This is a genomic window from Pseudomonas sp. CC120222-01a (assembly GCF_003097235.1).
Taxonomy (GTDB): Bacteria; Pseudomonadota; Gammaproteobacteria; order Pseudomonadales; family Pseudomonadaceae; genus Aquipseudomonas.
This window is the reverse complement of sequence record NZ_QEQQ01000005.1, coordinates 212,903-237,226: the sequence shown is the minus strand read 5'-3', so window position 1 is coordinate 237,226 and position 24,324 is coordinate 212,903. Positions and strand designations below refer to the sequence as shown.

Sequence of the window (24,324 nt, the reverse complement as noted above, 5' to 3'; positions counted from 1 at the left end):
TCAAACCTGCGCCGTCCCTGTGGGAGCGGGCGTGCCCGCGAAGAGGCCAGTGAGTCCAACCCAAGAAAAAGGCCTCTTGCGAGGCCTTGTTCATTTCAGCGCTTGAGCCCGTAGCTCTCGTCGAGCATGCCCGGCGAGTTCGGCGACTTCGGTGCATAGTCACGTGGCACTTCAGCGGTGTCTTTCGGCGGGGTCAGGCGGTCACGCGGACCCTGGGTGCTCTCGGAGTGCAGTGCGGCAAGCAGACGCTGGCGGGTGACATCGTCAAGCGCCAGGCTGTTGGCGCCTTCGGCCAGATGATCTTGCACGTCCTGGTAGCTCTGGGTCAGTTTCTTGACCAGCATGGCGGTGCTGTTGAAGTGGGTGACCACTTCGTTCTGATAGCTGTCGAAACGCTTCTGGATGTCATCCAGTTGGCGCTGGGTATTGCTGGGCGCCGCGTTGGGCAGCAGGCGGGCCACGATGAAACCGACCGCCACACCGATGACCAGGGCCAGGGTTGGCAACAACCAAACAAGGAGCGAGAGTTCCACGAGTCCTTCCTCTATAAACGGCTTTGCTTTACGTTAACGGCTCAGACCTGCGCTGTATACCGCGAGCGATCGCAAATCAGAACAGAATTCCTCACCTAGACGAAACGACCCCCTTCGAGGTCACGGAGTAGTGCCTTGCTTGTCCGCGAAACCCCCTTGTTCATCGACGGCCCGATCGGCCAGCTGGAAGCCTTGTACCTGGATGTGGCCGATGCCCGCGGTGCGGTGCTGATCTGCCACCCCAACCCGGTCCAGGGCGGCACCATGCTCAACAAGGTGGTCTCTACCCTGCAGCGCACCGCCCGCGACGCCGGCTACGTGACCTTGCGCTTCAACTACCGCGGTGTTGGCCAGAGCGCCGGCAGCCATGACATGGGCGCTGGCGAAGTGGCCGATGCCGAGGCCGCCGCCGCGTGGCTGCGTGCGAAGCACCCTGAACTGCCGCTGGTGCTGATGGGCTTCTCGTTCGGCGGCTTCGTCGCCACCAGCCTGGCCGGGCGCCTGGAAGCGCACGGTGTGGAGTTACAACAGCTGTTCATGATCGCCCCGGCGGTGATGCGCCTGACCGCCGACTTCCCGCTGCCGCAACGCTGCCCGATCGCCGTGGTGCAGCCTGACGCCGACGAAGTCGTCGATCCGCAACTGGTTTACGAATGGTCCGACGCACTGGGGCGCCCCCATGAGCTGCTGAAAGTGGCAGAATGCGGACACTTCTTCCATGGCAAGCTGACCGATCTGAAGGATCTGCTGCTGCCGCGCCTTTCGAACTGAGCCAAGCCTGAATAAGCGAACACCCATGACCACGCGCATCCTCACCGGTATCACCACCACCGGCACCCCGCACCTGGGCAACTACGCCGGCGCCATTCGCCCGGCGATCGTCGCCAGCCAGCAGCCGGGTGTCGACTCGTTCTACTTCCTGGCCGACTACCACGCCCTGATCAAGTGCGACGACCCGCTGCGCATCCAGCGCTCGCGCCTGGAAATCGCCGCCACCTGGCTGGCCGGTGGCCTGGACCCGGCGAAGGTGACCTTCTACCGTCAGTCCGACATCCCTGAGATCCCCGAACTGACCTGGCTGCTGACCTGCGTCGCCGCCAAGGGCCTGCTCAACCGCGCCCACGCCTACAAGGCCTCGGTGGACAAGAACCTGGAAACCGGCGAAGACCCGGATGCCGGCGTGACCATGGGCCTGTACAGCTACCCGGTACTGATGGCCGCGGACATCCTGATGTTCAACGCCAACAAGGTGCCGGTCGGCCGTGACCAGATCCAGCACGTGGAAATGGCCCGCGACATCGGTCAGCGTTTCAACCACCTGTTCGGCCAGGGCAATGACTTCTTCGCCCTGCCGGAAGCGGTGATCGAAGAGAGCGTGGCGACCCTGCCGGGCCTGGACGGTCGCAAGATGTCCAAGAGCTACGACAACACCATCCCGCTGTTCACCAGCGCCAAGGACATGAAAGACGCCATCTCGCGCATCGTCACCGACTCGCGTGCGCCTGGCGAAGCCAAGGATCCGGACAATTCGCACCTGTTCACCCTGTTCCAGGCCTTCTCGACGCCATCGCAGTGCGCCGAGTTCCGCGAAGAACTGCTGCAGGGCCTGGGCTGGGGCGAAGCGAAGCAACGCCTGTTCCAGCTGCTCGACGGCCAGCTGGCCGAGAAGCGCGAGCACTACCACCAGCTGATCTCGCGCCCGGCAGACCTGGAGGACATCCTCCTCGCCGGCGCCGCCAAGGCCCGCAAGATCGCCACGCCGTTCCTCGAGCAGCTGCGTGAGGCCGTTGGCCTGCGCTCGTTCCGCAGCAGCGTGCAGGCCAGCACCGAAGTGAAGAAGAAAGCCGCCAAGAGCGCGCGTTTCGTCAGCTTCCGTGACGAAGACGGCAGCTTCCGCTTCCGCCTGCTGGCCGCCGATGGCGAGCAACTGCTGCTGTCGCGCAGCTTCGCCGACGGCAAGAGCGCCGGTGCCGTGAGCAAGCAGCTGCAACAGGGTGGCGAGGCCGATGTGCGCGTTGACGGCCTGGGCTTCAGCCTGTGGCTGAACGACGAACAGGTTGCCGACGGGCCGCAGTTCGACAGCGCCGAAGCCCGTGATGCAGCCATTCAAAGTCTGCATGAGGCCCTGGCACCACAGCAGGACTGAGGGTGTTGAACTGTGGGAGCGGGCAAGCCCGCGAAGCAGGCGCTGCGGTGCTTGGCACCGGCTTTGCCGGTGTTCGCGGGCATGCCCGCTCCCACAGGGAATGCATACCGCCTGAGGCATTTCGCCGCAAGTCTGATTGCCATTAAGCGGGCCTGTCGCTACAGTGACGGCCCGTTTTTTGTTGCCTCGCTAACGAAATCATGACGCCCCTAGAACGATATCAAGCAGATCTGAAACGTCCCGACTTCTTCCATGATGCGGCGCAGGAAACTGCGGTACGTCACCTGCAGCGTCTGTACGACGACCTGGTGCACGCGCAGAACAACAAGCCGGGCATGTTCGGCAAGCTGTTCGGCAAGAAGGAGCAGACGCCAGTCAAAGGCCTGTACTTCTGGGGTGGGGTAGGGCGTGGCAAGACCTACCTGGTCGACACCTTCTACGAAGCGCTGCCGTTCAAGCAGAAGATGCGCACGCACTTCCACCGCTTCATGAAGCGCGTCCACGAGGAAATGAAAACCCTCAAGGGCGAGAAGAACCCGCTGACCCTCATCGCCAAGCGCTTCAGCGAAGAAGCCAAGGTAATCTGCTTCGACGAATTCTTCGTTTCCGACATTACCGATGCCATGATCCTCGGTACCTTGATGGAAGAGCTGTTCAAGAACGGTGTCTCGCTGGTGGCGACCTCCAACATCGTCCCTGACGGCCTGTACAAGGACGGTCTGCAGCGTGCGCGCTTCCTGCCGGCCATCGCCATGATCAAGCAGTACACCGACGTGGTGAACGTCGACAGTGGCGTCGACTACCGTCTGCGCCACCTGGAACAGGCCGAACTGTTCCACTTCCCGCTCAATGATGCGGCGCACCAGAGCATGCGCGCCAGCTTCAAGGCGCTGACGCCCGAGTGCACCCAGGCCGTCGAGAACGACGTGCTGATGATCGAAAACCGCCCGATCAATGCCCTGCGCACCTGCGACGACGTCGCCTGGTTCGACTTCCGCGCCCTGTGCGACGGGCCGCGCAGCCAGAACGACTACATCGAGCTGGGCAAGATCTTCCACGCCGTGTTGCTGAGCAACGTCGAGCAGATGGGTGTCACCACCGACGACATCGCCCGCCGCTTCATCAACATGGTGGACGAGTTCTACGACCGCAACGTCAAGCTGATCATCTCGGCCGAGGTGGAGCTGAAGGACCTGTACACCGGCGGGCGCCTGAGCTTCGAATTCCAGCGGACCCTGAGTCGGTTGCTGGAAATGCAGTCGCACGAATTCCTGTCGCGGGCGCACAAGCCTTAAGGCAGTTGGGGCTGCTGCGCAGCCCTTTCGCGACACAAGGCCGCTCCCACAAAGGTCCTGCATACGCGGCTCAATGTGGGAGCGGCCTTGTGTCGCGAAAGGGCCGCGCAGCGGCCCCAAAATTCCTCAGGCTTCCTGCATGAACTGCTGCCGATACTGATTCGGCGACAACTCCGTGTGCTGGCGGAACAACCTCGCAAAGAAGCTCGCATCGTCATACCCGACTTCATAACTGATGGTCTTGATGCTCTTGCGTGTGCTCGACAGCAGCCCCTTGGCCGTCTCGATGCGCAGCCGTTGCAGGTAGTGCAGCGGCTTATCCCCTGTCGCCCCCTGGAAACGGCGCATGAAGTTGCGAATGCTCATGCCATGGTTGCGGGCCACGTCCTCGAAGCGGAACTTGTCGGCGAAGTGTTCCTCCAGCCAGTGCTGGATTTGCAGGATGATCAGGTCCTGGTGCAGCTTCTGCCCGCCAAAGCCCATGCGCCCTGGGGTGTAGTTGCGCTGCACCTCGTAGAGGATGTCGCGGGCCACGGCACGCGCAACATTGGCGCCACAGAAGCGCTCGATCAGGTAGATGTACAGGTCACAGGCTGAAGTGGTGCCACCGGCGCAGTACAGGTTGTCGGCGTCGGTCAGGTGCTTGTCCTGATTCAGGCGGATCTTCGGGTAGCGCTCGGCAAAGCTGTTGAAGAAGCGCCAGTAGGTGGTCGCCTCCTTGCCGTCGAGCAGGCCGGACTCGGCCAGCCAGAACACCCCGCTGGCTTCGGCACACAACACGGCGCCACGGGCGTGCTGTTCGCGCAGCCATGGCAGCACCTGTGGATAACGTTGCTGGAGGTTGTCGAAATCTTCCCAGAAGGCCGGGAGGATGATCACGTCGGCATCGTCAAGGCCGCCATCGACCGGCAACTGCACATTGCTGAAGCTGTCCACCGGCTGGCCGTCGGGGCTCACCAGGCGAATCTCGAACATGGGCTGCAAGCCGAGGCCCAGCTGCTTGCTGTAGCGCAAGCTGGCGAGGTGGAAGAAATCCTTGGCCTGCATCAGGGTCGAAGCGAACACCTTGTCAATGGCCAGGATGCTGACGCGCCGCAACGACGCGGAGGGTTGGGTAAACATCATTGTCATTGTTCTTATAGGGTAGAGTGGTCAATCACCGGCTGGATCGTCTTATTTTTTGGCGATTGTGTCTACCCCGTGTCGCAGAGGGGCCGCAAAGCGGCCCATGCTGTTCAAGGCGCCGGGTTCGGCTGCTCCTGATGGATTGCCTCGATTGCCGCGAGCAGTTCGTCACTGAGCTCCAGCTGCAGGCTGTCGAGGTTGCTCTGCAGCTGTACCAGGTCGGTCGCGCCGATGATGTTGCTGGTCACGAACGGCTGCCGAGTCACGAACGCCAGGGCCATCTGGGACGGGGCCAGGCCATGGGCCTTGGCCAGTTGCACATAACGGCTGCAGGCCGCCACGGTCTGCGAGTTGGAGTAGCGGGCGAAGCGGCTGAACAGGGTCAGGCGGCCTTTTTCTGGTCTGGCACCATTCTCGTACTTGCCCGAGAGCATGCCGAACGCCAGGGGCGAATAGGCCAGCAGGCCGCATTGCTCACGGATCGCCACTTCCGCCAGGCCCACTTCGAAGCTGCGATTGAGCAGGTTGTAGGGGTTCTGGATCGACACCGCCCGCGGCCAGCCACGGCTGTCGGCCAGTTGCAGGAACTTCATGGTGCCCCATGGGGTTTCGTTCGACAGGCCGATGTGGCGGATCTTGCCGGCACGCACCTGCTCGTCGAGCACTTCGAGGGTTTCTTCCAGTGGGGTGAACAGGTCGTTGGCCAGGTGCTGGTAACCGAGCTTGCCGAAGAAGTTGGTGCTGCGTTCCGGCCAGTGCAGCTGGTAGAGGTCGATGCGGTCGGTCTGCAGGCGCTTGAGGCTCTCGTCCAGCGCGGCGACGATGTGCTGGCGGTTGTGCTTGAGCTGGCCGTCGCGGATGTGGCTGATGCCATTGCCGGGGCCGGCGACCTTGCTGGCCAGGACCCAGTCGTCGCGGTCGCCGTTGGCGCGGAACCAGTTACCGATGATGCGCTCGGTGGCGGCATAGGTTTCCGGGCGTGGCGGCACCGGGTACATCTCGGCGGTGTCGATGAAGTTGATGCCGCTGGCCTTGGCCAGCTTGATCTGCTCGAAGGCCTCGTCCTGGGTGTTCTGCTCGCCCCAGGTCATGGTGCCGAGGCACAGGGCGCTGACGTCGAGGTCGGTACGGCCGAGCTTGCGGTATTCCATCGGGAAAACACTCCTTGGCAAAAGAAGCCCATCAAAGCAGGTTGAAATTTTTCGCGCAATCTGGATAATTCTGCCCCTCTCCGTGTGGCGGAAGTGATGCACCACCACGCAGGAAGAACCCCGTCGAACATTGGCGTGCCCGACCCGAGCCCCCAAAAGCGTCAGCGTTCGGCTGCGCGCTTGCCCTTGGCAAGTTGTGCACTATCCAGTAAGATTCGCCGTCTATTTTTCGCTGGGCGGCCTCTGAGGCTTTAGAGAATGAAAACTTTTACTGCTAAACCGGAAACAGTAAAGCGCGAGTGGTTCGTAGTCGACGCCGCTGGCCAGACCCTGGGTCGTCTGGCTACCGAAATCGCTAGCCGTCTGCGTGGCAAACACAAACCAGAATACACCCCTCACGTTGACACCGGCGACTACATCGTCGTCATCAACGCTGAACAGGTTCGTGTGACTGGTGCCAAGTCTTCCGACAAAATGTACTACTCCCACTCCGGTTTCCCAGGCGGCATCAAGGAAATCAACTTCGAGAAGTTGATCGCCAAGGCCCCTGAGCGTGTTATCGAAACCGCGGTCAAGGGCATGCTGCCTAAGAACCCGCTGGGTCGCGACATGTACCGTAAGCTGAAAGTGTACGCGGGTGCTGCTCACCCACACACTGCTCAGCAGCCTCAAGAACTGAAGATCTAACGGGAAAGTTCATTATGTCGGCGACTCAAAATTACGGCACTGGCCGTCGCAAGACCGCAACCGCTCGCGTTTTCCTGCGTCCGGGTACTGGTAACATTTCCATCAACAACCGTTCTCTGGACGTGTTCTTCGGTCGCGAAACCGCTCGCATGGTTGTTCGCCAGCCGCTCGAGCTGACCGAAACCGTTGAGAAGTTCGACATCTACGTCACCGTTTCCGGTGGTGGTGTCAGCGGTCAGGCCGGTGCGATCCGTCACGGTATCACCCGCGCTCTGATGGAATACGACGAAACCCTGCGTGGCGCTCTGCGTCGTGCTGGCTACGTCACCCGCGACGCTCGTGAAGTCGAGCGTAAGAAAGTGGGTCTGCGTAAAGCGCGTAAGCGTCCTCAGTACTCCAAGCGTTAATACCGCTTCGGCAGTCGAAAAAAGCCCGGTTCCTTGGAACCGGGCTTTTTTTTGTGCTTGAACTAACCTGTCAGCATGTCGGTGACCACTTGTCGCATAGACGCAGATCAAGCAAAGCGCGGGTTATAGCTCCTTGTGGGGGTAATCACCTTGTCACTGTGTGGATTTGTTTCTTACCATGGCGGCCAAATTTTAGTGCCACAGACACAACCTAAGTACAGGCCAGGTCCAACTGGCCAAGCAAAGCTGATGGGAGAGGACTGAATGAGCAATGACGGCGTCAACGCAGGCCGGCGCCGCTTCCTCGTAGCCGCGACATCCGTGGTCGGGGCAGCGGGGGCAGTGGGGGCTGCGGTACCGTTCGTGGGGTCATGGTTTCCCAGTGCCAAGGCGAAGGCGGCCGGCGCACCGGTGAAGGTCAATATTGCCAAGGTGGAGCCAGGGCAGCAGATGGTTGCCGAGTGGCGTGGCCAGCCGGTGTTCATCGTCCGGCGAACGCAGGAGATCCTGGGCAACCTGAAGAAGATCGAGGGTGACCTCTCCGACCCTCAATCGAAGAGCTCGGTGCAGCCGACCTATGTCGACCCCGAGGTTCGTTCGATCAAGCCGGAAATCCTCATTCTCGTCGGCCTCTGCACGCACCTGGGCTGCTCGCCGACCTTCCGCCCGGAAGTCGCGCCCGCAGACCTCGGGCCGAAGTGGGTCGGTGGTTATTTCTGCCCTTGCCACGGCTCCCACTACGACCTGGCCGGTCGTGTCTACAAGTCGCAGCCGGCGCCTCTCAACCTGCCAGTGCCGCCGCATTCTTATGAGTCGGACGACATCGTCGTCATCGGCGTCGACCAGGAGAAAGCATGATGAGCAAGTTCATGGACTGGATTGACGCTCGCTTCCCCGCCACCAAGATGTGGGAAGACCACCTGAGCAAGTATTACGCGCCCAAGAACTTCAACTTCCTGTATTTCTTCGGCTCGCTGGCGCTGCTGGTGCTGGTCAACCAGATCGTCACTGGCGTGTGGTTGACCATGAGTTTCACGCCCTCGGCGGAAGAGGCCTTCGCCTCGGTCGAGTACATCATGCGTGACGTCGAGTACGGCTGGATCCTGCGTTACCTGCACTCCACCGGCGCTTCGGCGTTCTTCATCGTGGTCTACCTGCACATGTTCCGCGGCCTGCTCTACGGCTCCTACCAGAAGCCCCGTGAGCTGGTGTGGCTGTTCGGCATGCTGATCTACCTGGCGCTGATGGCTGAAGCCTTCATGGGCTATCTGCTGCCGTGGGGGCAGATGTCGTACTGGGGTGCCCAGGTGATCATCTCGCTGTTCGGCGCCATTCCGGTGATCGGTGGCGACCTGACCCAGTGGATTCGTGGTGACTACCTGATCTCGGGCATCACCCTCAACCGCTTCTTCGCCTTGCACGTAGTGGCACTGCCGATCGTGATTCTTGGCCTGGTCGTGCTGCACATCCTGGCCCTGCACGAAGTGGGCTCGAACAACCCCGATGGTGTGGACATCAAGAAGAAAAAGGACGAAAACGGCATTCCGCTGGACGGCATTCCGTTCCACCCGTACTACACCGTCAAGGACATCGTCGGCGTGGTGGTGTTCCTCTTCGTGTTCTGCGCAGTGGTGTTCTTCTTCCCGGAAATGGGCGGTTACTTCCTGGAAAAACCCAACTTCGAGCAGGCGAACGCGTTCAAGACGCCCGAGCATATCGCCCCTGTATGGTACTTCACGCCGTTCTACGCGATCCTGCGAGCGGTGCCTGACAAGCTCATGGGCGTAATCGCCATGGGTGCCGCGATCGCCGTGCTGTTCGTGCTGCCGTGGCTCGACCGCAGCCCGGTGCGTTCCATGCGCTACAAGGGCTGGATCAGCAAGGTCTTCCTGCTGGTGTTCTGCATTGCCTTCGTCATCCTCGGCATCCTCGGCGTACTGGCGCCTACGCCTGGGCGTACCTTGCTGTCGCAGGTGTGCACGGTGCTGTACTTCGCCTACTTCCTGCTGATGCCGTTCTACACAAGGCTCGAGAAGACCAAACCGGTTCCGGAAAGGGTGACTGGCTGATGAAAAAGTTGATTGCAGTATTTTTGCTGGCAGTGATGCCTGCCTTTTCCTTCGCTGCCGAACACGGCCTGGAGCTGGACAAGGTCGACATCGACCTGACCGACAAAGCGGCCATGCAGGACGGTGCGCGCACCTTCGCCAACTATTGCATGGGTTGCCACAGTGCCAAGTTCCAGCGTTACGAGCGGGTTGCCGATGACCTTGGCATCCCCCACGAGTTGATGCTCGAGAAGCTGGTGTTCACCGGTGCCAAGATCGGCGACCACATGCAGATCGGCATGCAGCCCAGCGACGCCAAGACCTGGTTCGGCGCCGCGCCACCCGACCTGACCCTGGTCGCCCGGGTGCGGGGCACCGACTGGCTGTATACCTACCTGCGCAGCTTCTATGAAGACAAGTCGCGCCCGTACGGGGTCAACAACAAGGTGTTCCCGAATGTCGGCATGCCTAACGTGCTGGTCGGTCTGCAGGGTAACCAGGTAGTTGGCTGCAAGCAGGTGCAGATGGTGGTGGATGGCAAGAAGCAATTCGACCCATTGACGGGTAGCCCGCTGACCCATGAAGCCTGCGACCAGCTGACCATTACGCCGAATTCCGGTACCCTGAACACCGAGCAGTTCGACGAGAAGGTCAAGAACCTGGTGACCTTCCTGGCCTATTCGGCCAACCCGGTCAAACTGGAAAGCCAGCGCATCGGTACCTACGTGTTGCTGTACCTGGCTTTCTTCTTCGTATTTGCCTACTTGCTCAAGCGCGAATACTGGAAGGACGTGCACTGATCACGCAGTAATTTCTGGTAGTTGAACGCGCCCGCGGGCCCTTGGCAAATATGCCAGGGGCCCGCGGGCGCGTTTTCATTTAGAGTTTTACAAGCATCCCCTGCGAGGAGGCGCTACATGGGCGCAACCAACCGGTTAGCCTGTTATTCCGACCCTGCTGACCATTATTCTCATCGGGTACGCCTCGTGCTCGCCGAGAAGGGCGTCAGCGTGCAGGTCATCGACGTCGACCCTGCGCGGCTGCCAGCCAGGCTGGCCGAGGTGAACCCTTACGGCAGCGTGCCGACCCTGGTCGATCGTGACCTGGCGTTGTATGAGTCGACCGTGGTGATGGAATACCTCGAGGAGCGTTATCCGCATCCGCCGCTGATGCCGGTGTACCCGGTGGCGCGAGGCAACAGTCGTTTGCTGATGCACCGCATTCAGCGTGACTGGTGCGCCCTGGCGGATACCATTCTCGACCCGCGCAGCGCTGAGGCCGCCCGTACCGAGGCGCGCAAGGCGCTGCGCGAAAGCCTGACCGGTGTTTCGCCGCTGTTCGGCGAGTTTGCTTGCTTCATGAGTGAGGAGCAAAGTCTGGTCGACTGTTGTCTATTGCCCATACTATGGCGTTTGCCGGTAATGGGTATCGAATTGCCGCGGCAGGCCAAGCCGCTGCTGGAATACATGGAGCGACAGTTCGCCCGCGAGCCCTTCCAGGTGAGCCTGTCCTCTGTTGAACGTGAAATGCGCAAGCTTTAAGGAGCCGTTGATGAACTCCAGTCGCCCCTACCTGGTTCGAGCACTGTACGAGTGGATCGTCGACAACGATTGCACCCCCCATATGCTGGTCAATGCCGAATTCCCGGCGGTCCAGGTGCCACAAGGTTTTGCCAGTGATGGCCAGATCGTCCTGAACATTTCGCCGAGTGCCGTGCGCAACCTGCACATGGACAACGACGCAGTCAGTTTCGAGGGGCGCTTCAGTGGCGTTGCCCATTCGTTGTTCGTGCCAGCGGGTGCCATCCTGGGTATCTATGCCCGGGAGAACGGCCAGGGCATGGTCTTTGAGCTCGAGCCTCCGTTGATGGAGGATGATGAGTTGGAGGACGAATGTGTCGAGCCGGATGACGATGGCCCGCCGGAAGGGGGTGGCCAGCCGCCACGCCCAAGCGGGCGTCCCAGCCTGAAGGTGGTCAAGTAACAAAAAAAGGCGATCCTTGTGGATCGCCTTTTTCTTTGCCGCTGTCCGGTGCTTACAGGTCGCTGATGGTACGGACCTGGTCCCGGTTGATGCGGGTGCGCTTGCCGTCGAGCTGCTGGAACTCGTAGAAGCCCGAGTCCTTGTCGAAGTGCGGAGCGTCGACGGCCTGGATTTCGCGGCCGTCGTTGAGGGTGATCAGGCTTGGGGTGGAGCAGCCGGCCAGGGTGGCGAAGGTGCCAAATAGCAGGGCGGGCAGCAGAAGCTTTTTCATGCGGTATTTCCTGGAAATTGAACAGGTGGGGCAAGCTGCCGCCGATGCCGGACAGTGGCCGGTAACGGCGGCAACTGAATCAGTCGATGTACTCGAACAGCTTGACGATCTTCTGCACGCCAGACACCCCCTGAACCACGGCGGTGGCAGAGTTGGCCTCTTGCTGAGTCACCAGGCCCAGCAGATAGACGATGCCGTTCTCGGTGATCACCTTGATGCGCGAGCTGGGCACGGCATTGTCAGTGAGCATCTGGGTCTTGATCTTGGTGGTCAGCCAGGCATCGTTGTTGCGCGCCAGGATGGAGGAGGGCTGCATCACCTGCAGCTCGTTGTGCACTTTCTTCACCCGCTGGACCTGGCTGGCAGTCTGTTCGGCCAGGCTCTTGAGGTCGGCGCGCGGGGTTTGCCCGGCGAGCAGGACGATGCCGTTGTAGCTGCTGACGACGATGTGCGAGCTCTTGTCCAGGTCAGGGCTGGCCTTGGCGATGTTGACCGAAGCCTTGGTTTCGATCAGTGAGTCGTCGATCTTGCTGCCGATGGTGCGGGTGCCACGATCATCCTCGATCGGCGAGTTGCGGGTCGAGGTCAGTACCGAGCTGCAGCCGGTAACGCTCAGGCACAGGGTCAGGGCCATCAGGCCGAGGCGTATGGGGGTCATTCTTCACTCCCGAACAGTTGGCTGTCGATCAGATCGCACAAGCAGTGGATCGCCAGCAGGTGGACTTCCTGGATACGTGCGGTGACCGTCGACGGTACGCGGATTTCCACGTCTTCGGGCAGCAGCAGAGAGGCCATGCCGCCGCCGTCACGTCCGGTCAATGCTACGACAATCATTTCGCGATCATGTGCGGCCTGGATCGCTTGAATCACGTTGGCAGAGTTGCCGCTGGTCGAAATCGCCAGCAGCACGTCGCCGGGCTGGCCCAGGGCGCGGATCTGCTTGGAGAAGATTTCGTTGTAGCTGTAGTCGTTGGCGATCGAGGTCAGCGTCGAGCTGTCGGTGGTCAGGGCGATGGCCGGCAGGCTCGGGCGCTCACGCTCGAAGCGGTTGAGCAACTCCGAAGAGAAGTGCTGGGCATCGCCGGCCGAGCCGCCATTGCCGCAGGCGAGCATCTTGCCCTCGTTGAGCAGCGCATTGACCATGACCAGGCTAGCCTGCTCGATGTGCGGTGCCAGGATGTCCATTGCCTGTTGCTTGGTGTCGATGCTGGCCTGGAACAGCCGGCGAATTCGGGATTGCATGTCCATCTGGTGACCTTAAGTGGGGCGGTGGCCTTTGCTACGCGCAACAAGGACCAGCCCGCGAAACATAGAGCAAAAAAATCGGAGTGGGTTCAGCATTCGAAGGCGTTTTTCAGCCATTGAAGTGGCCGGCCTGCATGGTGGCTGCCCTGCAATGCGACAACGTCGAAGCGGCAGGGGTAATTGGCCCAGCGGGACTCCTTCTGCAGGAACAGGGTGGCGGCAAGCACCAGCCGTTTCTGCTTGCGCCCGTCAATGCTGCCGAGGGCGCCGCCGAAGTCCGCGTGCAACCGGTAGCGGACTTCGACGAATACTACTGTATCGGCGTCGAGCATGACCAGATCAAGCTCGCCGCCTTTGCATCGCCAATTGCGTGTCAGCAGTTGCAGGCCTTGCCCTTGAAGGTACTCAAGGGCTTGGGTTTCTGCCGCCTGGCCGGCGCTGCTCGGCGATGCTTCGGGCATCAGTGCGAGGTGTCTGGCAGGCGCTTGACCTGGCCACCGGAGAACTCGGCCCATGGCAGCTGGCGTTCGACACGCTGGCTGGCGTTGATGCTCAGGCTGCCGGACAGGCCTTGCACGCGGTTATCTGGCAGGGCCTTCAGCTGGCCCAGGCGTGGCGCCAGGCTGTAGGCGTCGACGCCCATGGCGTACAGGCGGCCGATGCTGCCTGCGGCCTGCGGCCACTGCTGCACCACCTGCTGGCGCAGGCTGTTGCTGGTGTCGAGCAGCCACGGGGTTTCGCAGAAGCGAATGCCGTTCATGTCGTTGTACTGGTTGACGTCACCGCTGGCGCTGTACAGGTTCGAGGTGGCGTAGACCGGTACGTCACCGGCGTACTGGAAGTTCAGGGTCGGCTTGATCTGCTGCGCCTGTTGTGGGGTCGAGGCGAGGAAGATGAAATCGATGTCCTGGCGGCGCGACGGTTGGGCCGCGATGTTGCCACCTACGGTGCTCTGCAGGCTCTGGGCGCGACCTTCGCTCTGGCGCAGCTGGAACAGGCTGGCGATCTGCTGGGCCAGTGCAACCGGCTGGGCGATGCGCTCGGCGGCGATGATGGTGCCGCCATTGCCTTCCCAGTCCTGACGGAAGGCGGCCAGTACGCGGTCGCCCCACTCACCGCTCGGTACCAGGGCCACGGCGCGGACCATGCCGTCAGCGCGGGCGCGACGTGCCACTTCGCGGGCTTCGTCCTCGGCAGCGAGGCCGAACTGGAACAGCTGAGGTGGTGCTTTCTGGCCGGCGTCGGCGTAGTTCAGGGCGAGGGTGGTGATGGGCAGCTGGGTGTTGCCAGCAAGCTGCTTGACCAGCGGCTTTTCAAGCGGGCCGACCACCAGTTGCACGCCATCGGCCTGGGCCTGGCGATAGAAGGCGTCGAGCGAGCCTATGCGCGAACTGTCGTAGACCTGCACGGCAGGCGCTTGCCCGCCTGCCTGCTGGGCCTGGAAGTGGGCAGCCATGAAGCCGTCACGCAGGGCACGGGCAACGCCGGCCAGCGGGCCTTCCTGAGGCAGCAGAAGGGCGATCTTGGTCAGCGGCTGGCTGGCCAGTTCCTTGAGCTTGGTCAGGGCCGTTGGCAGCTGCTTGGCGGCTGGGTGATCTGGGTGCTGTTTGCGCCAGGCTTCGATGGCAGCCTGCTGCTGCTCCAGGGTGCCGGCGCTTTTCACTGCCAGCGCCAGGCTGGTCCAGCCGGCGAGGATTTCGTTGTTGGCAGGCTGTTGCAACTGCTCGGCTGGCAGCGAAGCGACCAGGGCCCAGATCGCGTCGTTGTTGGCGCTGGCAGCCTGACCGCTGAGCAGCGGGCTCAGCAGTACGCGTTGCTGGGCGGCGGCCATGGCCTGGCCGTCGGCCTCGAGGGCGGCGGCGTGGACGCTGTAGGTGCGCACCTGCTGTTGCTCGGGCAGCTCCGCGATGTGTTGCAGGCTTGGGTGGGACAGCGCGGTCAGCGCGGCCTTGGGCTGGTTGCGGCTCATGGCCAGTTCGGCGCCGAGGGTGGCGGCGAAGATCTGCTGGGCCGGCTTGAGCGTGTCCATCGGCACCTGCTCGAGGATGCGTGCGGCGCGTGGGAAGTCCTTCTGCTTGTAAGCCAGGTCGGCTGCGCTCAGGCGCAGCAGGGCGGCGTCTTCGGCGGACTTGCTGGTGGCGGCCTTCTCGAGCAGTTGCTCGATGGTGGCATCCGGGGTGCGTGGCAGTTCGCCCAGGCTGGATGAGGGCGAGCTGGCGCAGGCTGCCAGCAGGGCAGCGAGGCAGAGGGCTGTGAGCAGCCGCAGGCAAGCGATCATGTAAAGGTCCTGTTACTCGATCAAGTTGGCCGGCAATTGTACCCAAGCGGCGGCCGGGGCGCGATCTGCCGTTAGCAGAACCTTCACTATAGGTGGCTTGCGCGGGGCCGCCGATGAAGTTCTTTGCGCCCTGTTACCGGCGCTCGGGCTACAATAGCGCCTTTGATCCGAAAGGCAGGATGTGTGCAGTGACTGATGTGGCCGGGGCTTCGAAATCCAACGTGGGGACGCTTTATGTGGTCGCGACCCCCATCGGCAACCTTGATGACATGAGCGCCAGGGCGCTCAAGGTGCTGGCCGATGTCGCCCTGATCGCCGCCGAGGACACCCGGCATTCGATCCGCCTGCTGCAGCATTTCGGCATCGATACGCCGCTGGCGGCCTGTCATGAGCACAACGAACGTGACGAGGGCGGCCGCTTCATCACCAAGTTGCTGGCCGGCGAAGATGTGGCGCTGGTTTCCGATGCCGGTACGCCGCTGATTTCCGATCCGGGCTACCACCTGGTTCGCCAGGCGCGGGCCGCTGGGGTCAGCGTGGTGCCAGTGCCAGGCGCCTGCGCCTTGATTGCCGCGCTTTCGGCGGCCGGCCTGCCTTCCGACCGCTTCATTTTCGAAGGCTTCCTGCCGGCCAAGGCCGCCGGGCGTCGGGCGCGTCTGGAGCAGGTCAAGGAAGAGCCTCGCACGTTGATCTTCTATGAGGCGCCTCACCGCATCCTGGAGTGCCTCGAAGACATGGAGCTGGTGTTCGGCGGCGAGCGCCCGGCGCTGCTGGCGCGCGAGCTGACCAAGACCTTCGAGACCCTCAAAGGCCTGCCATTGGCTGAACTGCGCGCGTTCGTCGCTGGCGACAGCAACCAGCAGCGCGGCGAGTGCGTGGTGCTGGTCGGTGGCTGGAGTGCGCCTGAAGGCGAAGATGCGATCAGCGCCGAGGCGCAGCGTGTGCTGGACCTGTTGCTGGCCGAGTTGCCACTGAAAAGGGCGGCGGCATTGGCGGCGGAAATCACCGGCGTGCGCAAGAATCTGTTGTATCAAGTGGCCCTGGAAAAACAGAAAACGCAGTAGTGGCAATTAGACATAGCTGACGGTATTGCTTGTTCTTGCGCGCGCGTGCCGTTAACCTTGTCGGCGGAGAGTCGATCGGACAGTCGCTGCCGTCTTTTGTTCCGCAAAAGATGGGGGAGGAAAGTCCGGGCTCCATAGGGCAGAGTGCCAGGTAACGCCTGGGAGGCGCGAGCCTACGGAAAGTGCCACAGAAAATAACCGCCTAAGCACTTCGGTGCCGGTAAGGGTGAAAAGGTGCGGTAAGAGCGCACCGCACGGCTGGCAACAGTTCGTGGCTAGGTAAACCCCACTCGGAGCAAGACCAAATAGGGTTCCATCAGGCGTGGCCCGCGTCGGAACCGGGTAGGTTGCTAGAGGCGTCCAGTGATGGCCGTCGTAGAGGAATGACTGTCCTCGACAAAACCCGGCTTACAGATCGACTCTCCACCTTCCCCCTTCCTGCTTGATTCGATAGCAGATCCCTCTTGGTAATACCAAAAAGATCTTACTCTTAATAATTCACTTTAACTTCGAACGGCATACGTTTGAGTCGGTTTGATTTTTCTCGTGTTTTTCCCCGCCTGGCAGTCCTTCCGCATTCCTTTGTTGCGCTAAATCTCGGTCCTGTAAGGGTTTTCCTTATGAACGTGCCTTGACGGTGCAGCGGGCGGATTCCTATAGTGTGCGCAAGTGGCAGAAAGTGGGATGAAGTGGGTTTTCTGGCACAAAAAAGCTAACATTGTGGGGAATCGCAGCCGTGTTCCGCGGAGCCAACGCCGTCAGCCTCGATGCCAAGGGCCGTCTCGCCATGCCGAGCCGGTACCGTGACGAGCTCGATTCGCGTTGCAATGGTCAGCTGATCGTGACCATCGACGCCGTTGACCCCTGCTTGTGTGTTTATCCCCTCGATGAGTGGGAACAGATTGAAGCCAAGTTGCGTGCCTTGCCGTCGTTGCGTGAGGAAAACCGCCGCCTGCAGCGCTTGCTGATCGGTAATGCGGTTGACCTGGAGCTCGATGGCAGTGGGCGTTTCCTGGTACCGCCCCGCCTGCGTGAGTACGCCAAGCTGGACAAGAAGGCGATGCTGGTGGGGCAGTTGAACAAATTCCAGCTGTGGGATGAGGATGCCTGGAACGCGGTTTCGGCAGCCGACCTTGCAGCTATCCAACAACCGGGCGCCATGCCCGACGATTTGCGTGACCTGATCCTGTGACCATAGATAGCGGCTTCAACCACATCACCGTCCTCCTCGACGAAGCAGTCGAGGCATTGGCCCTGCGCGCCGACGGTTGCTATCTGGACGGCACCTTCGGGCGTGGCGGGCATAGCCGCCTGATCCTCAGCAAGCTCGGGCCGCAAGGGCGGCTGCTGGGCTTCGACAAAGATCCTCAAGCGATTGCCACCGGGCAAGCGCTGGCGGCCGAAGACGGCCGCTTTGTCATTGTGCAGCGCAGCTTTGCCGAGCTCGGCGCGGAAGTCGCCGAGCGCGGTCTGGCCGGCAAGGTCAGCGGTATCCTGCTTGATCTGGGCGTGTCCTCGCCGCAGCTGGATGACCCTGAGCGCGGCTTCAGCTTCCTCAACGATGGCCCGCTGGACATGCGCATGAACCCGGATCAGGGCATCAGCGCTGCCGAGTTCATCGCCACCGCCCCCGTCGAAGAAATTGCCCGTGTCTTCAAGGAGTACGGCGAAGAGCGCTTTGCCGGGCGCATGGCCCGTGCCGTGGTCGAGCGCCGCGAGAAGCAGCCGTTCACCCGCACCGCCGACCTGGCTGAAGTGCTCAAGGTCGCCAACCCGGCCTGGGAAAAGGGCAAGAACCCGGCGACCCGGGCCTTCCAGGGCCTGCGTATCCACGTCAACAACGAGCTGGGTGACCTCGAAGCGGGTCTTGAAGCTGCGCTCGACGCCCTGGAAGTAGGCGGCCGTCTGGCGGTCATCAGCTTCCACTCGCTGGAAGACCGTATCGTCAAGCTGTTCATGCGCAAGCTGGTCAAGGGCGAGGCCGACAACCTGCCACGCAACCTGCCGGTACAGCACAAGGTCTTCGAGCCGAAGATCAAGCTGATCGGCAAGGCCCAGTTTGCCTCCGATGCCGAACTCAAGGCCAACCCGCGGTCGCGCAGCGCCGTGATGCGGGTGGCGGAGAAGCTTCGGTGAGCCGGCTATTCGCCAAACCTCTGCCAGGCGGAAGCTTCCTGATGCTTCTGCTGTTTGTCGGTGTGCTCATTTCGGCCATTGCCGTGTCTTACAGCGCCCACTGGAATCGCCAGTTGCTCAACACCCTGTACGGCGAGCTGAACGAGCGTGACAAGGCCCAGGCCGAGTGGGGTCGGCTGATTCTCGAGCAAAGCACCTGGACCGCCTCCAGCCGTATCGAGAGCCTGGCCTCCGAGCAGCTGAAGATGCGCGTGCCTGCAGCTGACGAAGTACGGATGGTGGCGCCATGATGAAGCTCGAAGGCGCACTCTACCCCTGGCGCTTCCGGGTAGTGATCGGTTTGCTGGCCCTGATGGTCGGTGCCATCTGCTGGCGCATCATCGACCTGCAGGTGGTCGACCGTGACTTCCTCAAGGGCCAGGGCGATGCCCGCAGCCTGCGTCACATTCCCATTCCTGCACACCGTGGCCTGATCACCGACCGCAACGGCGAGCCGCTGGCGGTCAGTACCCCGGTCACCACCTTGTGGGCCAACCCCAAGGAAATGCAGGCTGCCAAGGATCGCTGGCCGCAGCTGGCCGCTGCCCTTGGGCAGAACGCACAGCAACTGACCGAGCGCCTGACCCAGCAGGCCAACAAAGAGTTCATCTACCTGGTCCGCGGCCTGACCCCGGAGCAGGGCCAGCACGTGCTCGACCTGAAAGTGCCGGGCGTGTATGGCCTGGAAGAATTCCGCCGCTTCTATCCGGCTGGCGACGTGACCGCGCACATGGTCGGCTTCACCGACCTCGACGACCATGGCCGCGAAGGCGTGGAGCTGGCCTACGATGAATGGCTGGCCGGCGTGCCCGGCAAGCGGCAAGTGATCAAGGACCGGCGCGGCCGGCTGATCAAGGACATCCAGGTCACCAAGAACGCCAAGGCCGGCAAGACCTTGGCGTTGTCGATCGACCTGCGCCTGCAATACCTGGCCACCCGCGAACTGCGCAACGCTATCGCCGAACAGGACGCCAAGGCCGGCAGCCTGGTGATCATGGACGTCAAGACCGGTGAGGTCCTGGCGATGGTCAACCAGCCGACCTACAACCCGAACAACCGCCGCAGCATGTTCCCGGCCGCCATGCGTAACCGGGCGATCATCGACGTGTTCGAGCCGGGCTCGACGGTCAAACCGATCTCGATGAGTGCGGCGCTGCAGAGTGGCCGCTGGAAGCCGAGCGACAAGGTCGAGGTGTATCCGGGCAGCCTGCAGATTGGCCGCTACACCATCAAGGACGTGTCCAAGAGCGAGGGCCCGATCCTCGACCTGACCGGCATCCTGATCAACTCTTCCAACGTCGGCATGAGCAAGATCGCCTTCGATATCGGTGGCGAGGCCATCTACCGGGTCATGTCCCAGGTCGGCCTGGGCCAGTACACCGGTCTCGGCTTCCCAGGCGAGCGCGTCGGCAACCTGCCCAACCACCGCGAGTGGCGCAAGGCTGAAACCGCGACCCTGTCCTACGGCTACGGTGTGTCGGTGACCGCCCTGCAGCTGGTGCACGCCTACGCGGCGCTGGCCAACGACGGCAAGATGGTGCCGCTGTCGATCCTCAAGGTCGACAAGGCGCCGGAAGCGGTGCAGGCCATCCCGAAGGAAACCGCCGAAACCGTTCAGGGCATGCTGCAGCAGGTGATCGAAGCGCCACGCGGTGTGTTCCGTGCCCAGGTGCCGTTCTACCACGTGGCCGGCAAGTCCGGTACCGCACGTAAGGCCACTGTCGGCTCCAAGGGTTACACCGAAAACGCCTACCGCTCGCTGTTCGCCGGCTTCGGCCCGATGAGCGACCCGCGCTACGCCATCGTCGTGGTCATCGACGAACCGGGCAAGGGTGGTTACTTCGGCGGCTTGGTATCGGCCCCCGTATTCAGCAAGGTCATGTCGGGCACCCTGCGCCTGATGAACGTACCGCCAGACAACCTGCCGCCGCCGAGTGATCCGCAGCAGGCCAGTGCAGTACCCGCCAAGGGAGGGCGTGGATGATGACGATGCCATTGAGCAAACTTTTCGCCCACGCCAGCCGTGATCCGCTGATCCGTGAACTGACCCTGGATAGCCGTCAGGTGCGTCAGGGCGACCTGTTCCTGGCCGTGCCAGGTGCCAAGGTTGACGGTCGCGAGCACATTGCCGATGCCCTGTCGCGTGGCGCTGCAGCTGTGGCTTATGAAGAGCAGGGCGTCAACGTGCTGCCGCTCACCGATGTGCCGCTGATTCCAGTGAAGGGTCTGATCGGCCAGCTGTCGCAGATCGCCGGGCGCTTCTACGGCGAACCGAGCCGTCAGCTGAACCTGGTGGGCGTCACCGGCACCAATGGCAAGACCAGCGTCACGCAACTGGTGGCTCAGGCGCTCGATGCGCTGGGCCAACGCTGCGGCCTGATCGGCACGCTGGGCACCGGCTTCTATGGCGAGCTGCAGAGCGGCCGCCTGACCACGCCCGATCCGATCGCCGTGCAGTCGACCTTGAACGACCTCAAGAAGGGCGGCGCCAAGGCTGTGGCCATGGAGGTTTCGTCCCACGCCCTGGAGCAGGGCCGTGTCGCTGCGCTGGAATTCGATATCGCGGTCATGACCAATCTGTCCCGCGACCATCTGGACTACCACGGCAGCATGGAGGCCTACGAGGCCGCCAAGGCCAAGCTGTTCGCCTGGCCGAGCCTGCGTTGCCAGGTGGTCAACCTGGATGATGACTTCGGTCGTCGTCTGGCCGAAGACTTCGCCCGTCGCCCGAGTGTCGATCATATCGAGACCCGGCTGCTCAGCTATAGCCTGGAAAACCCCGACGCTTCACTGTTCTGCCGCGAAGCGCATTTCGATGATGATGGCGTGCGCGCCATTCTGGTCACCGCTCAGGGCGAACGCACCCTGCGCAGCCAGCTGCTGGGTCGCTTCAACCTGAGCAACATGCTCGCTGCCGTGGCGACGCTGCTGGCGCTGGACTACTCGCTGGACGAAATCCTCAAGGTCACCCCGCAGCTGCAGGGTCCTGTCGGCCGTATGCAGCGCTTGGGTGGCGGTGACAAGCCGCTGGTGGTGGTCGATTACGCCCACACCCCCGACGCCCTGGAAAAAGTCCTCGAAGCCCTGCGTCCGCATGCTCACGGCAAGTTGCTGTGCCTGTTCGGCTGCGGTGGCGACCGTGATCGCGGCAAGCGCCCGCTGATGGCTGAAGTGGCCGAGCGCCTGGCCGACCGCGTGCTGGTCACCGACGACAACCCGAGGACCGAAGACCCGCTGCGCATCTTCGACGATATTCGCCCTGGTTTCGCCAAGCCTGCCGGCGTCGAGTTCGTCGCTGGGCGTGGCGAGGCCATCGCTCACCTGATCGCCACCGCTGCCGCCGATGACGTGATCGTCCTCGCTGGCAAAGGGCACGAGGATTACCAGGAGATCCATGGCGAGCGCCATGCCTTCTCCGACCTGATCGAAGCCGACAAGGCACTAGCAGCCTGGGAGGCTCCACATGCTTAAGCCCATGACCCTCAGCCAGCTGACCGGCACCTTGAATGCGCGTCTGGTCAACGCCGACGCCAGCTTCACCGGTGTCAGCATCGACAGCCGCAGCGTCGGTGAAGGTCAATTGTTCGTCGCACTGACCGGGCCGCGCTTCGATGGCCATGACTACCTCGCCGACGTGAAGGCAAAAGGTGCCGTCGCTGCACTGGTCGAGCGCGAAATCGCCGATGTCGATCTGCCGCAGCTGCTGGTCGCCGACTGCCGCGTAGCGCTCGGCCAGCTCGGTGCGCTGAATCGCGCTGCCTTTGACAAACCAGTTGTCGCCATCACCGGTTCCAGCGGCAAGACCACGGTCAAGGAGATGCTTGCCAGCATCTTGCGCACCCGTGGCCTGGTGCATGCCACCCGCGGCAACCTTAACAACGACCTCGGTGCACCGCTGACCTTGCTGGAAATCGCTCCGGAGCATAGCGCTGCGGTGATCGAGCTGGGCGCTTCGCGCATCGGCGAGATCCGTTACACCGTGGGCCTGACCCAGCCGCAGGTGGTGATCATCAACAACGCCGGCACCGCCCACGTTGGCGAGTTCGGTGGCCCCGAGAAGATCGTCGAAGCCAAGGGCGAAATCCTCGAAGGCCTGGGCGAGGGCGGCACCGCCATCCTCAACCTGGCCGACAAGGCGTTCGAGATCTGGCGCAAGCGCGCTGGCAACCATCGCATCTTCAGCTTCGCCCTGGACAACCCGCAGGCCGACTTCCATGCCAGCGACATTGGCCGTGATGCCCGTGGCTGCCCGTCCTTCACCCTGCACGGTCCTGATGGCAGTGTGCCGGTGCAGCTGAACCTGCTCGGCACCCACAACGTCAGCAATGCCCTGGCCGCAGCCGCCGCTGCCCATGCCGTTGGTCTGAGCCTGAATGGCATCGCCGCCGGCCTCAACGCCGTGCAACCGGTCAAGGGCCGCACCGTGGCGCAAGTTGCCCCGAATGGCGTGCGGGTAATTGATGATACCTACAACGCAAATCCCACCTCGATGTGCGCGGCCATTGATATACTCCGCGCCTTTTCCGGGCGCACCGTTCTGGTGCTGGGAGATATCGGCGAGCTGGGCCAGTGGGCGGAAGAAGGTCACCGTCAGGTGGGCGAGTACGCGCATGGCAAGGTCGATGCCCTGTATGCAGTGGGTTCCAACATGATTCATGCGGTCAAGGCGTTCGGCGCCGATGGCCGTCATTTCGCAACGCAAGCTGAGCTGATCGACGCTGTTCGAGCCGAGACTGCCAGCGAAACCACTATCTTGATCAAGGGCTCGCGCAGCGCTGCGATGGAAAACGTCGTGGCGGCATTGTGCGGTGCCAGCGGGGAGAAACATTAATGCTGCTGCTGTTGGCCGAGTATCTGCAACAGTTCCACAAGGGCTTCGCGGTCTTCCAGTACCTGTCCCTGCGCGGGATTCTTGGTGTACTGACCGCGTTGTCACTGGCGCTGTGGCTGGGGCCGTGGATGATCCGTACCCTGCAGATTCGCCAGATCGGTCAGGCCGTTCGTAATGACGGCCCGCAATCGCACCTGTCCAAGTCCGGCACCCCGACCATGGGTGGCGCACTGATCCTGTCTGCCATCGGCGTCAGCACCCTGCTGTGGGCCGACCTGTCCAACCGCTATGTCTGGACCGTGCTGATCGTCACCCTGCTGTTCGGTGCCATCGGCTGGGTCGACGACTACCGCAAGGTGATCGAAAAGAACTCGCGTGGCCTGCCGAGCCGCTGGAAGTACTTCTGGCAATCGGTGTTCGGCCTGGGCGCGGCGGTGTTCCTGTACATGACCGCACCGACCACTGTCGAGACCACGCTGATCGTGCCGTTCCTCAAGGACTTCACCATCCCGCTGGGTATCGGCTTCGTCGTACTGACCTATTTCGTCATCGTCGGCTCGAGCAACGCAGTCAACCTGACCGACGGCCTCGATGGCCTGGCGATCATGCCAACCGTGATGGTCGGCGGCGCCCTGGGTATCTTCTGCTACCTGTCGGGTAACGTGAAGTTTGCCGAATACCTGCTGATTCCTTACGTACCGGGCTCGGGCGAGCTGATCGTGTTCTGCGGCGCGCTGATCGGTGCCGGCCTGGGCTTCCTGTGGTTCAACACCTATCCGGCCCAGGTGTTCATGGGCGACGTCGGCGCACTGGCGCTGGGCGCCGCATTGGGCACCATCGCCGTGATCGTGCGCCAGGAAATCGTACTGTTCATCATGGGCGGCATCTTCGTGATGGAAACCCTGTCGGTGGTGATCCAGGTCGCCTCGTTCAAGCTCACCGGCAAGCGCGTGTTCCGCATGGCGCCGATTCACCACCACTTTGAACTCAAGGGCTGGCCTGAGCCACGCGTGATCGTCCGATTCTGGATCATCACCGTGATTCTGGTACTGATCGGCCTGGCAACCCTGAAACTGAGGTAGAAA

General features: G+C 62.3%; 26 protein-coding genes and 1 other RNA gene. 19 read left to right on the top strand and 8 right to left on the bottom strand.

Going from position 1 to position 24,324, the window contains the following annotated elements:
- Positions 1 to 95: 95 nt before the first annotated feature.
- On the bottom strand, positions 96 to 533 hold the full coding sequence (locus tag N430_RS09550; RefSeq protein ID WP_110635752.1) for a YhcB family protein: 438 nt from the start codon (positions 531 to 533) through the stop codon (positions 96 to 98).
- Positions 534 to 668: 135 nt separating this feature from the next.
- Between N430_RS09550 and N430_RS09545 the strand changes: the two genes are divergently transcribed.
- The 3 genes from N430_RS09545 (at position 669) to zapE (ending at position 3,974) form a co-directional block, all read left to right on the top strand.
- The gene (locus N430_RS09545) at positions 669 to 1,304 is read left to right on the top strand and encodes an alpha/beta hydrolase (RefSeq protein WP_110635755.1); all 636 of its coding nucleotides are present in this window, start codon (positions 669 to 671) and stop codon (positions 1,302 to 1,304) included.
- A 25-nt stretch (positions 1,305 to 1,329) separates the two neighbouring features.
- Positions 1,330 to 2,679, top strand: a complete 1,350-nt coding sequence (locus N430_RS09540; RefSeq protein ID WP_110635758.1) for a tryptophan--tRNA ligase — start codon at positions 1,330 to 1,332, stop codon at positions 2,677 to 2,679.
- A 200-nt stretch (positions 2,680 to 2,879) separates the two neighbouring features.
- Positions 2,880 to 3,974, top strand: a complete 1,095-nt coding sequence (gene zapE / locus N430_RS09530) for a cell division protein ZapE (RefSeq protein WP_110635764.1) — start codon at positions 2,880 to 2,882, stop codon at positions 3,972 to 3,974.
- 126 nt (positions 3,975 to 4,100) lie between these two features.
- On the opposite strand, the gene N430_RS09525 is transcribed toward zapE, so the two are convergent.
- Together N430_RS09525 and N430_RS09520 are read right to left on the bottom strand one after the other, a co-directional pair.
- Positions 4,101 to 5,021: a GlxA family transcriptional regulator gene (locus N430_RS09525; protein WP_178083381.1), complete on the bottom strand. Its 921-nt coding sequence runs from the start codon at positions 5,019 to 5,021 to the stop codon at positions 4,101 to 4,103.
- A 188-nt stretch (positions 5,022 to 5,209) separates the two neighbouring features.
- A complete protein-coding gene (locus tag N430_RS09520; RefSeq protein ID WP_110635767.1) occupies positions 5,210 to 6,250 on the bottom strand; it encodes an NADP(H)-dependent aldo-keto reductase in 1,041 nt (346 codons plus the stop codon).
- A 258-nt stretch (positions 6,251 to 6,508) separates the two neighbouring features.
- Here N430_RS09520 and rplM point away from each other — a divergent pair, with 258 nt between their 5' ends.
- The 7 genes from rplM (at position 6,509) to N430_RS09485 (ending at position 11,375) form a co-directional block, all read left to right on the top strand.
- A complete protein-coding gene (gene rplM / locus N430_RS09515; protein WP_003260798.1) occupies positions 6,509 to 6,937 on the top strand; it encodes a 50S ribosomal protein L13 in 429 nt (142 codons plus the stop codon).
- A 14-nt stretch (positions 6,938 to 6,951) separates the two neighbouring features.
- Positions 6,952 to 7,344, top strand: a complete 393-nt coding sequence (gene rpsI / locus N430_RS09510) for a 30S ribosomal protein S9 (protein ID WP_003260797.1) — start codon at positions 6,952 to 6,954, stop codon at positions 7,342 to 7,344.
- Between the two features lie 264 nt (positions 7,345 to 7,608).
- Positions 7,609 to 8,202 carry a ubiquinol-cytochrome c reductase iron-sulfur subunit gene (gene petA, locus N430_RS09505; RefSeq protein WP_016395498.1) on the top strand — a complete coding sequence of 198 codons (594 nt, stop codon included), beginning with the start codon at positions 7,609 to 7,611 and terminating at the stop codon, positions 8,200 to 8,202.
- The gene (locus tag N430_RS09500) at positions 8,202 to 9,413 is read left to right on the top strand and encodes a cytochrome bc complex cytochrome b subunit (RefSeq protein ID WP_016395499.1); all 1,212 of its coding nucleotides are present in this window, start codon (positions 8,202 to 8,204) and stop codon (positions 9,411 to 9,413) included. Before petA ends, N430_RS09500 begins: the two co-directional genes overlap by 1 nt.
- Positions 9,413 to 10,192, top strand: coding sequence for a cytochrome c1 (locus tag N430_RS09495; protein WP_027918011.1), 780 nt, complete (start codon positions 9,413 to 9,415; stop codon positions 10,190 to 10,192). Before N430_RS09500 ends, N430_RS09495 begins: the two co-directional genes overlap by 1 nt.
- A gap of 117 nt (positions 10,193 to 10,309) precedes the next feature.
- On the top strand, positions 10,310 to 10,933 hold the full coding sequence (locus tag N430_RS09490) for a glutathione S-transferase N-terminal domain-containing protein (RefSeq protein WP_110635771.1): 624 nt from the start codon (positions 10,310 to 10,312) through the stop codon (positions 10,931 to 10,933).
- A gap of 10 nt (positions 10,934 to 10,943) precedes the next feature.
- The gene (locus N430_RS09485; protein WP_110635774.1) at positions 10,944 to 11,375 is read left to right on the top strand and encodes a ClpXP protease specificity-enhancing factor; all 432 of its coding nucleotides are present in this window, start codon (positions 10,944 to 10,946) and stop codon (positions 11,373 to 11,375) included.
- A 52-nt stretch (positions 11,376 to 11,427) separates the two neighbouring features.
- Here N430_RS09485 and N430_RS09480 read toward each other — a convergent pair whose 3' ends face one another.
- The 5 genes from N430_RS09480 to N430_RS09460 all read right to left on the bottom strand — a co-directional run bounded on the left by N430_RS09480 (position 11,428) and on the right by N430_RS09460 (position 15,169).
- Positions 11,428 to 11,646, bottom strand: a complete 219-nt coding sequence (locus N430_RS09480; RefSeq protein WP_103449214.1) for a YgdI/YgdR family lipoprotein — start codon at positions 11,644 to 11,646, stop codon at positions 11,428 to 11,430.
- A 79-nt stretch (positions 11,647 to 11,725) separates the two neighbouring features.
- On the bottom strand, positions 11,726 to 12,304 hold the full coding sequence (locus N430_RS09475; RefSeq protein ID WP_085675072.1) for a BON domain-containing protein: 579 nt from the start codon (positions 12,302 to 12,304) through the stop codon (positions 11,726 to 11,728).
- Positions 12,301 to 12,894: a phosphoheptose isomerase gene (locus N430_RS09470; RefSeq protein WP_008097558.1), complete on the bottom strand. Its 594-nt coding sequence runs from the start codon at positions 12,892 to 12,894 to the stop codon at positions 12,301 to 12,303. Before N430_RS09470 ends, N430_RS09475 begins: the two co-directional genes overlap by 4 nt.
- A gap of 86 nt (positions 12,895 to 12,980) precedes the next feature.
- On the bottom strand, positions 12,981 to 13,352 hold the full coding sequence (locus N430_RS09465; RefSeq protein ID WP_110635776.1) for a YraN family protein: 372 nt from the start codon (positions 13,350 to 13,352) through the stop codon (positions 12,981 to 12,983).
- Positions 13,352 to 15,169 carry a penicillin-binding protein activator gene (locus N430_RS09460; RefSeq protein ID WP_110635779.1) on the bottom strand — a complete coding sequence of 606 codons (1,818 nt, stop codon included), beginning with the start codon at positions 15,167 to 15,169 and terminating at the stop codon, positions 13,352 to 13,354. The genes N430_RS09465 and N430_RS09460 overlap by 1 nt, the downstream gene beginning before the upstream one ends.
- 179 nt (positions 15,170 to 15,348) lie before the next feature.
- Here N430_RS09460 and rsmI point away from each other — a divergent pair, with 179 nt between their 5' ends.
- The 9 genes from rsmI to mraY all read left to right on the top strand — a co-directional run bounded on the left by rsmI (position 15,349) and on the right by mraY (position 24,321).
- Positions 15,349 to 16,233: a 16S rRNA (cytidine(1402)-2'-O)-methyltransferase gene (rsmI, locus tag N430_RS09455; RefSeq protein WP_165837345.1), complete on the top strand. Its 885-nt coding sequence runs from the start codon at positions 15,349 to 15,351 to the stop codon at positions 16,231 to 16,233.
- A gap of 67 nt (positions 16,234 to 16,300) precedes the next feature.
- An RNA gene (gene rnpB / locus N430_RS09450) (RNase P RNA component class A) lies at positions 16,301 to 16,660 on the top strand.
- Positions 16,661 to 16,969: 309 nt separating this feature from the next.
- Entirely contained in the window at positions 16,970 to 17,425 is a 456-nt protein-coding gene (gene mraZ, locus N430_RS09445; RefSeq protein WP_011535546.1) for a division/cell wall cluster transcriptional repressor MraZ, read from the top strand.
- The gene (gene rsmH / locus N430_RS09440; RefSeq protein ID WP_110635785.1) at positions 17,422 to 18,369 is read left to right on the top strand and encodes a 16S rRNA (cytosine(1402)-N(4))-methyltransferase RsmH; all 948 of its coding nucleotides are present in this window, start codon (positions 17,422 to 17,424) and stop codon (positions 18,367 to 18,369) included. Before mraZ ends, rsmH begins: the two co-directional genes overlap by 4 nt.
- Positions 18,366 to 18,659 (top strand): cell division protein FtsL, encoded by a 294-nt coding sequence (gene ftsL, locus N430_RS09435; protein WP_103449219.1) that lies wholly within the window; start codon positions 18,366 to 18,368, stop codon positions 18,657 to 18,659. Before rsmH ends, ftsL begins: the two co-directional genes overlap by 4 nt.
- Positions 18,659 to 20,392: a penicillin-binding protein 2 gene (locus N430_RS09430; RefSeq protein ID WP_163986032.1), complete on the top strand. Its 1,734-nt coding sequence runs from the start codon at positions 18,659 to 18,661 to the stop codon at positions 20,390 to 20,392. Before ftsL ends, N430_RS09430 begins: the two co-directional genes overlap by 1 nt.
- Complete coding sequence (locus N430_RS09425; protein WP_371922768.1) at positions 20,389 to 21,879, top strand: UDP-N-acetylmuramoyl-L-alanyl-D-glutamate--2,6-diaminopimelate ligase; 1,491 nt, start codon at positions 20,389 to 20,391, stop codon at positions 21,877 to 21,879. Before N430_RS09430 ends, N430_RS09425 begins: the two co-directional genes overlap by 4 nt.
- Positions 21,872 to 23,239 carry a UDP-N-acetylmuramoyl-tripeptide--D-alanyl-D-alanine ligase gene (gene murF, locus N430_RS09420; protein ID WP_110635792.1) on the top strand — a complete coding sequence of 456 codons (1,368 nt, stop codon included), beginning with the start codon at positions 21,872 to 21,874 and terminating at the stop codon, positions 23,237 to 23,239. The genes N430_RS09425 and murF overlap by 8 nt, the downstream gene beginning before the upstream one ends.
- Complete coding sequence (mraY, locus tag N430_RS09415) at positions 23,239 to 24,321, top strand: phospho-N-acetylmuramoyl-pentapeptide-transferase (protein WP_110635795.1); 1,083 nt, start codon at positions 23,239 to 23,241, stop codon at positions 24,319 to 24,321. The genes murF and mraY overlap by 1 nt, the downstream gene beginning before the upstream one ends.
- Positions 24,322 to 24,324: the final 3 nt, after the last annotated feature.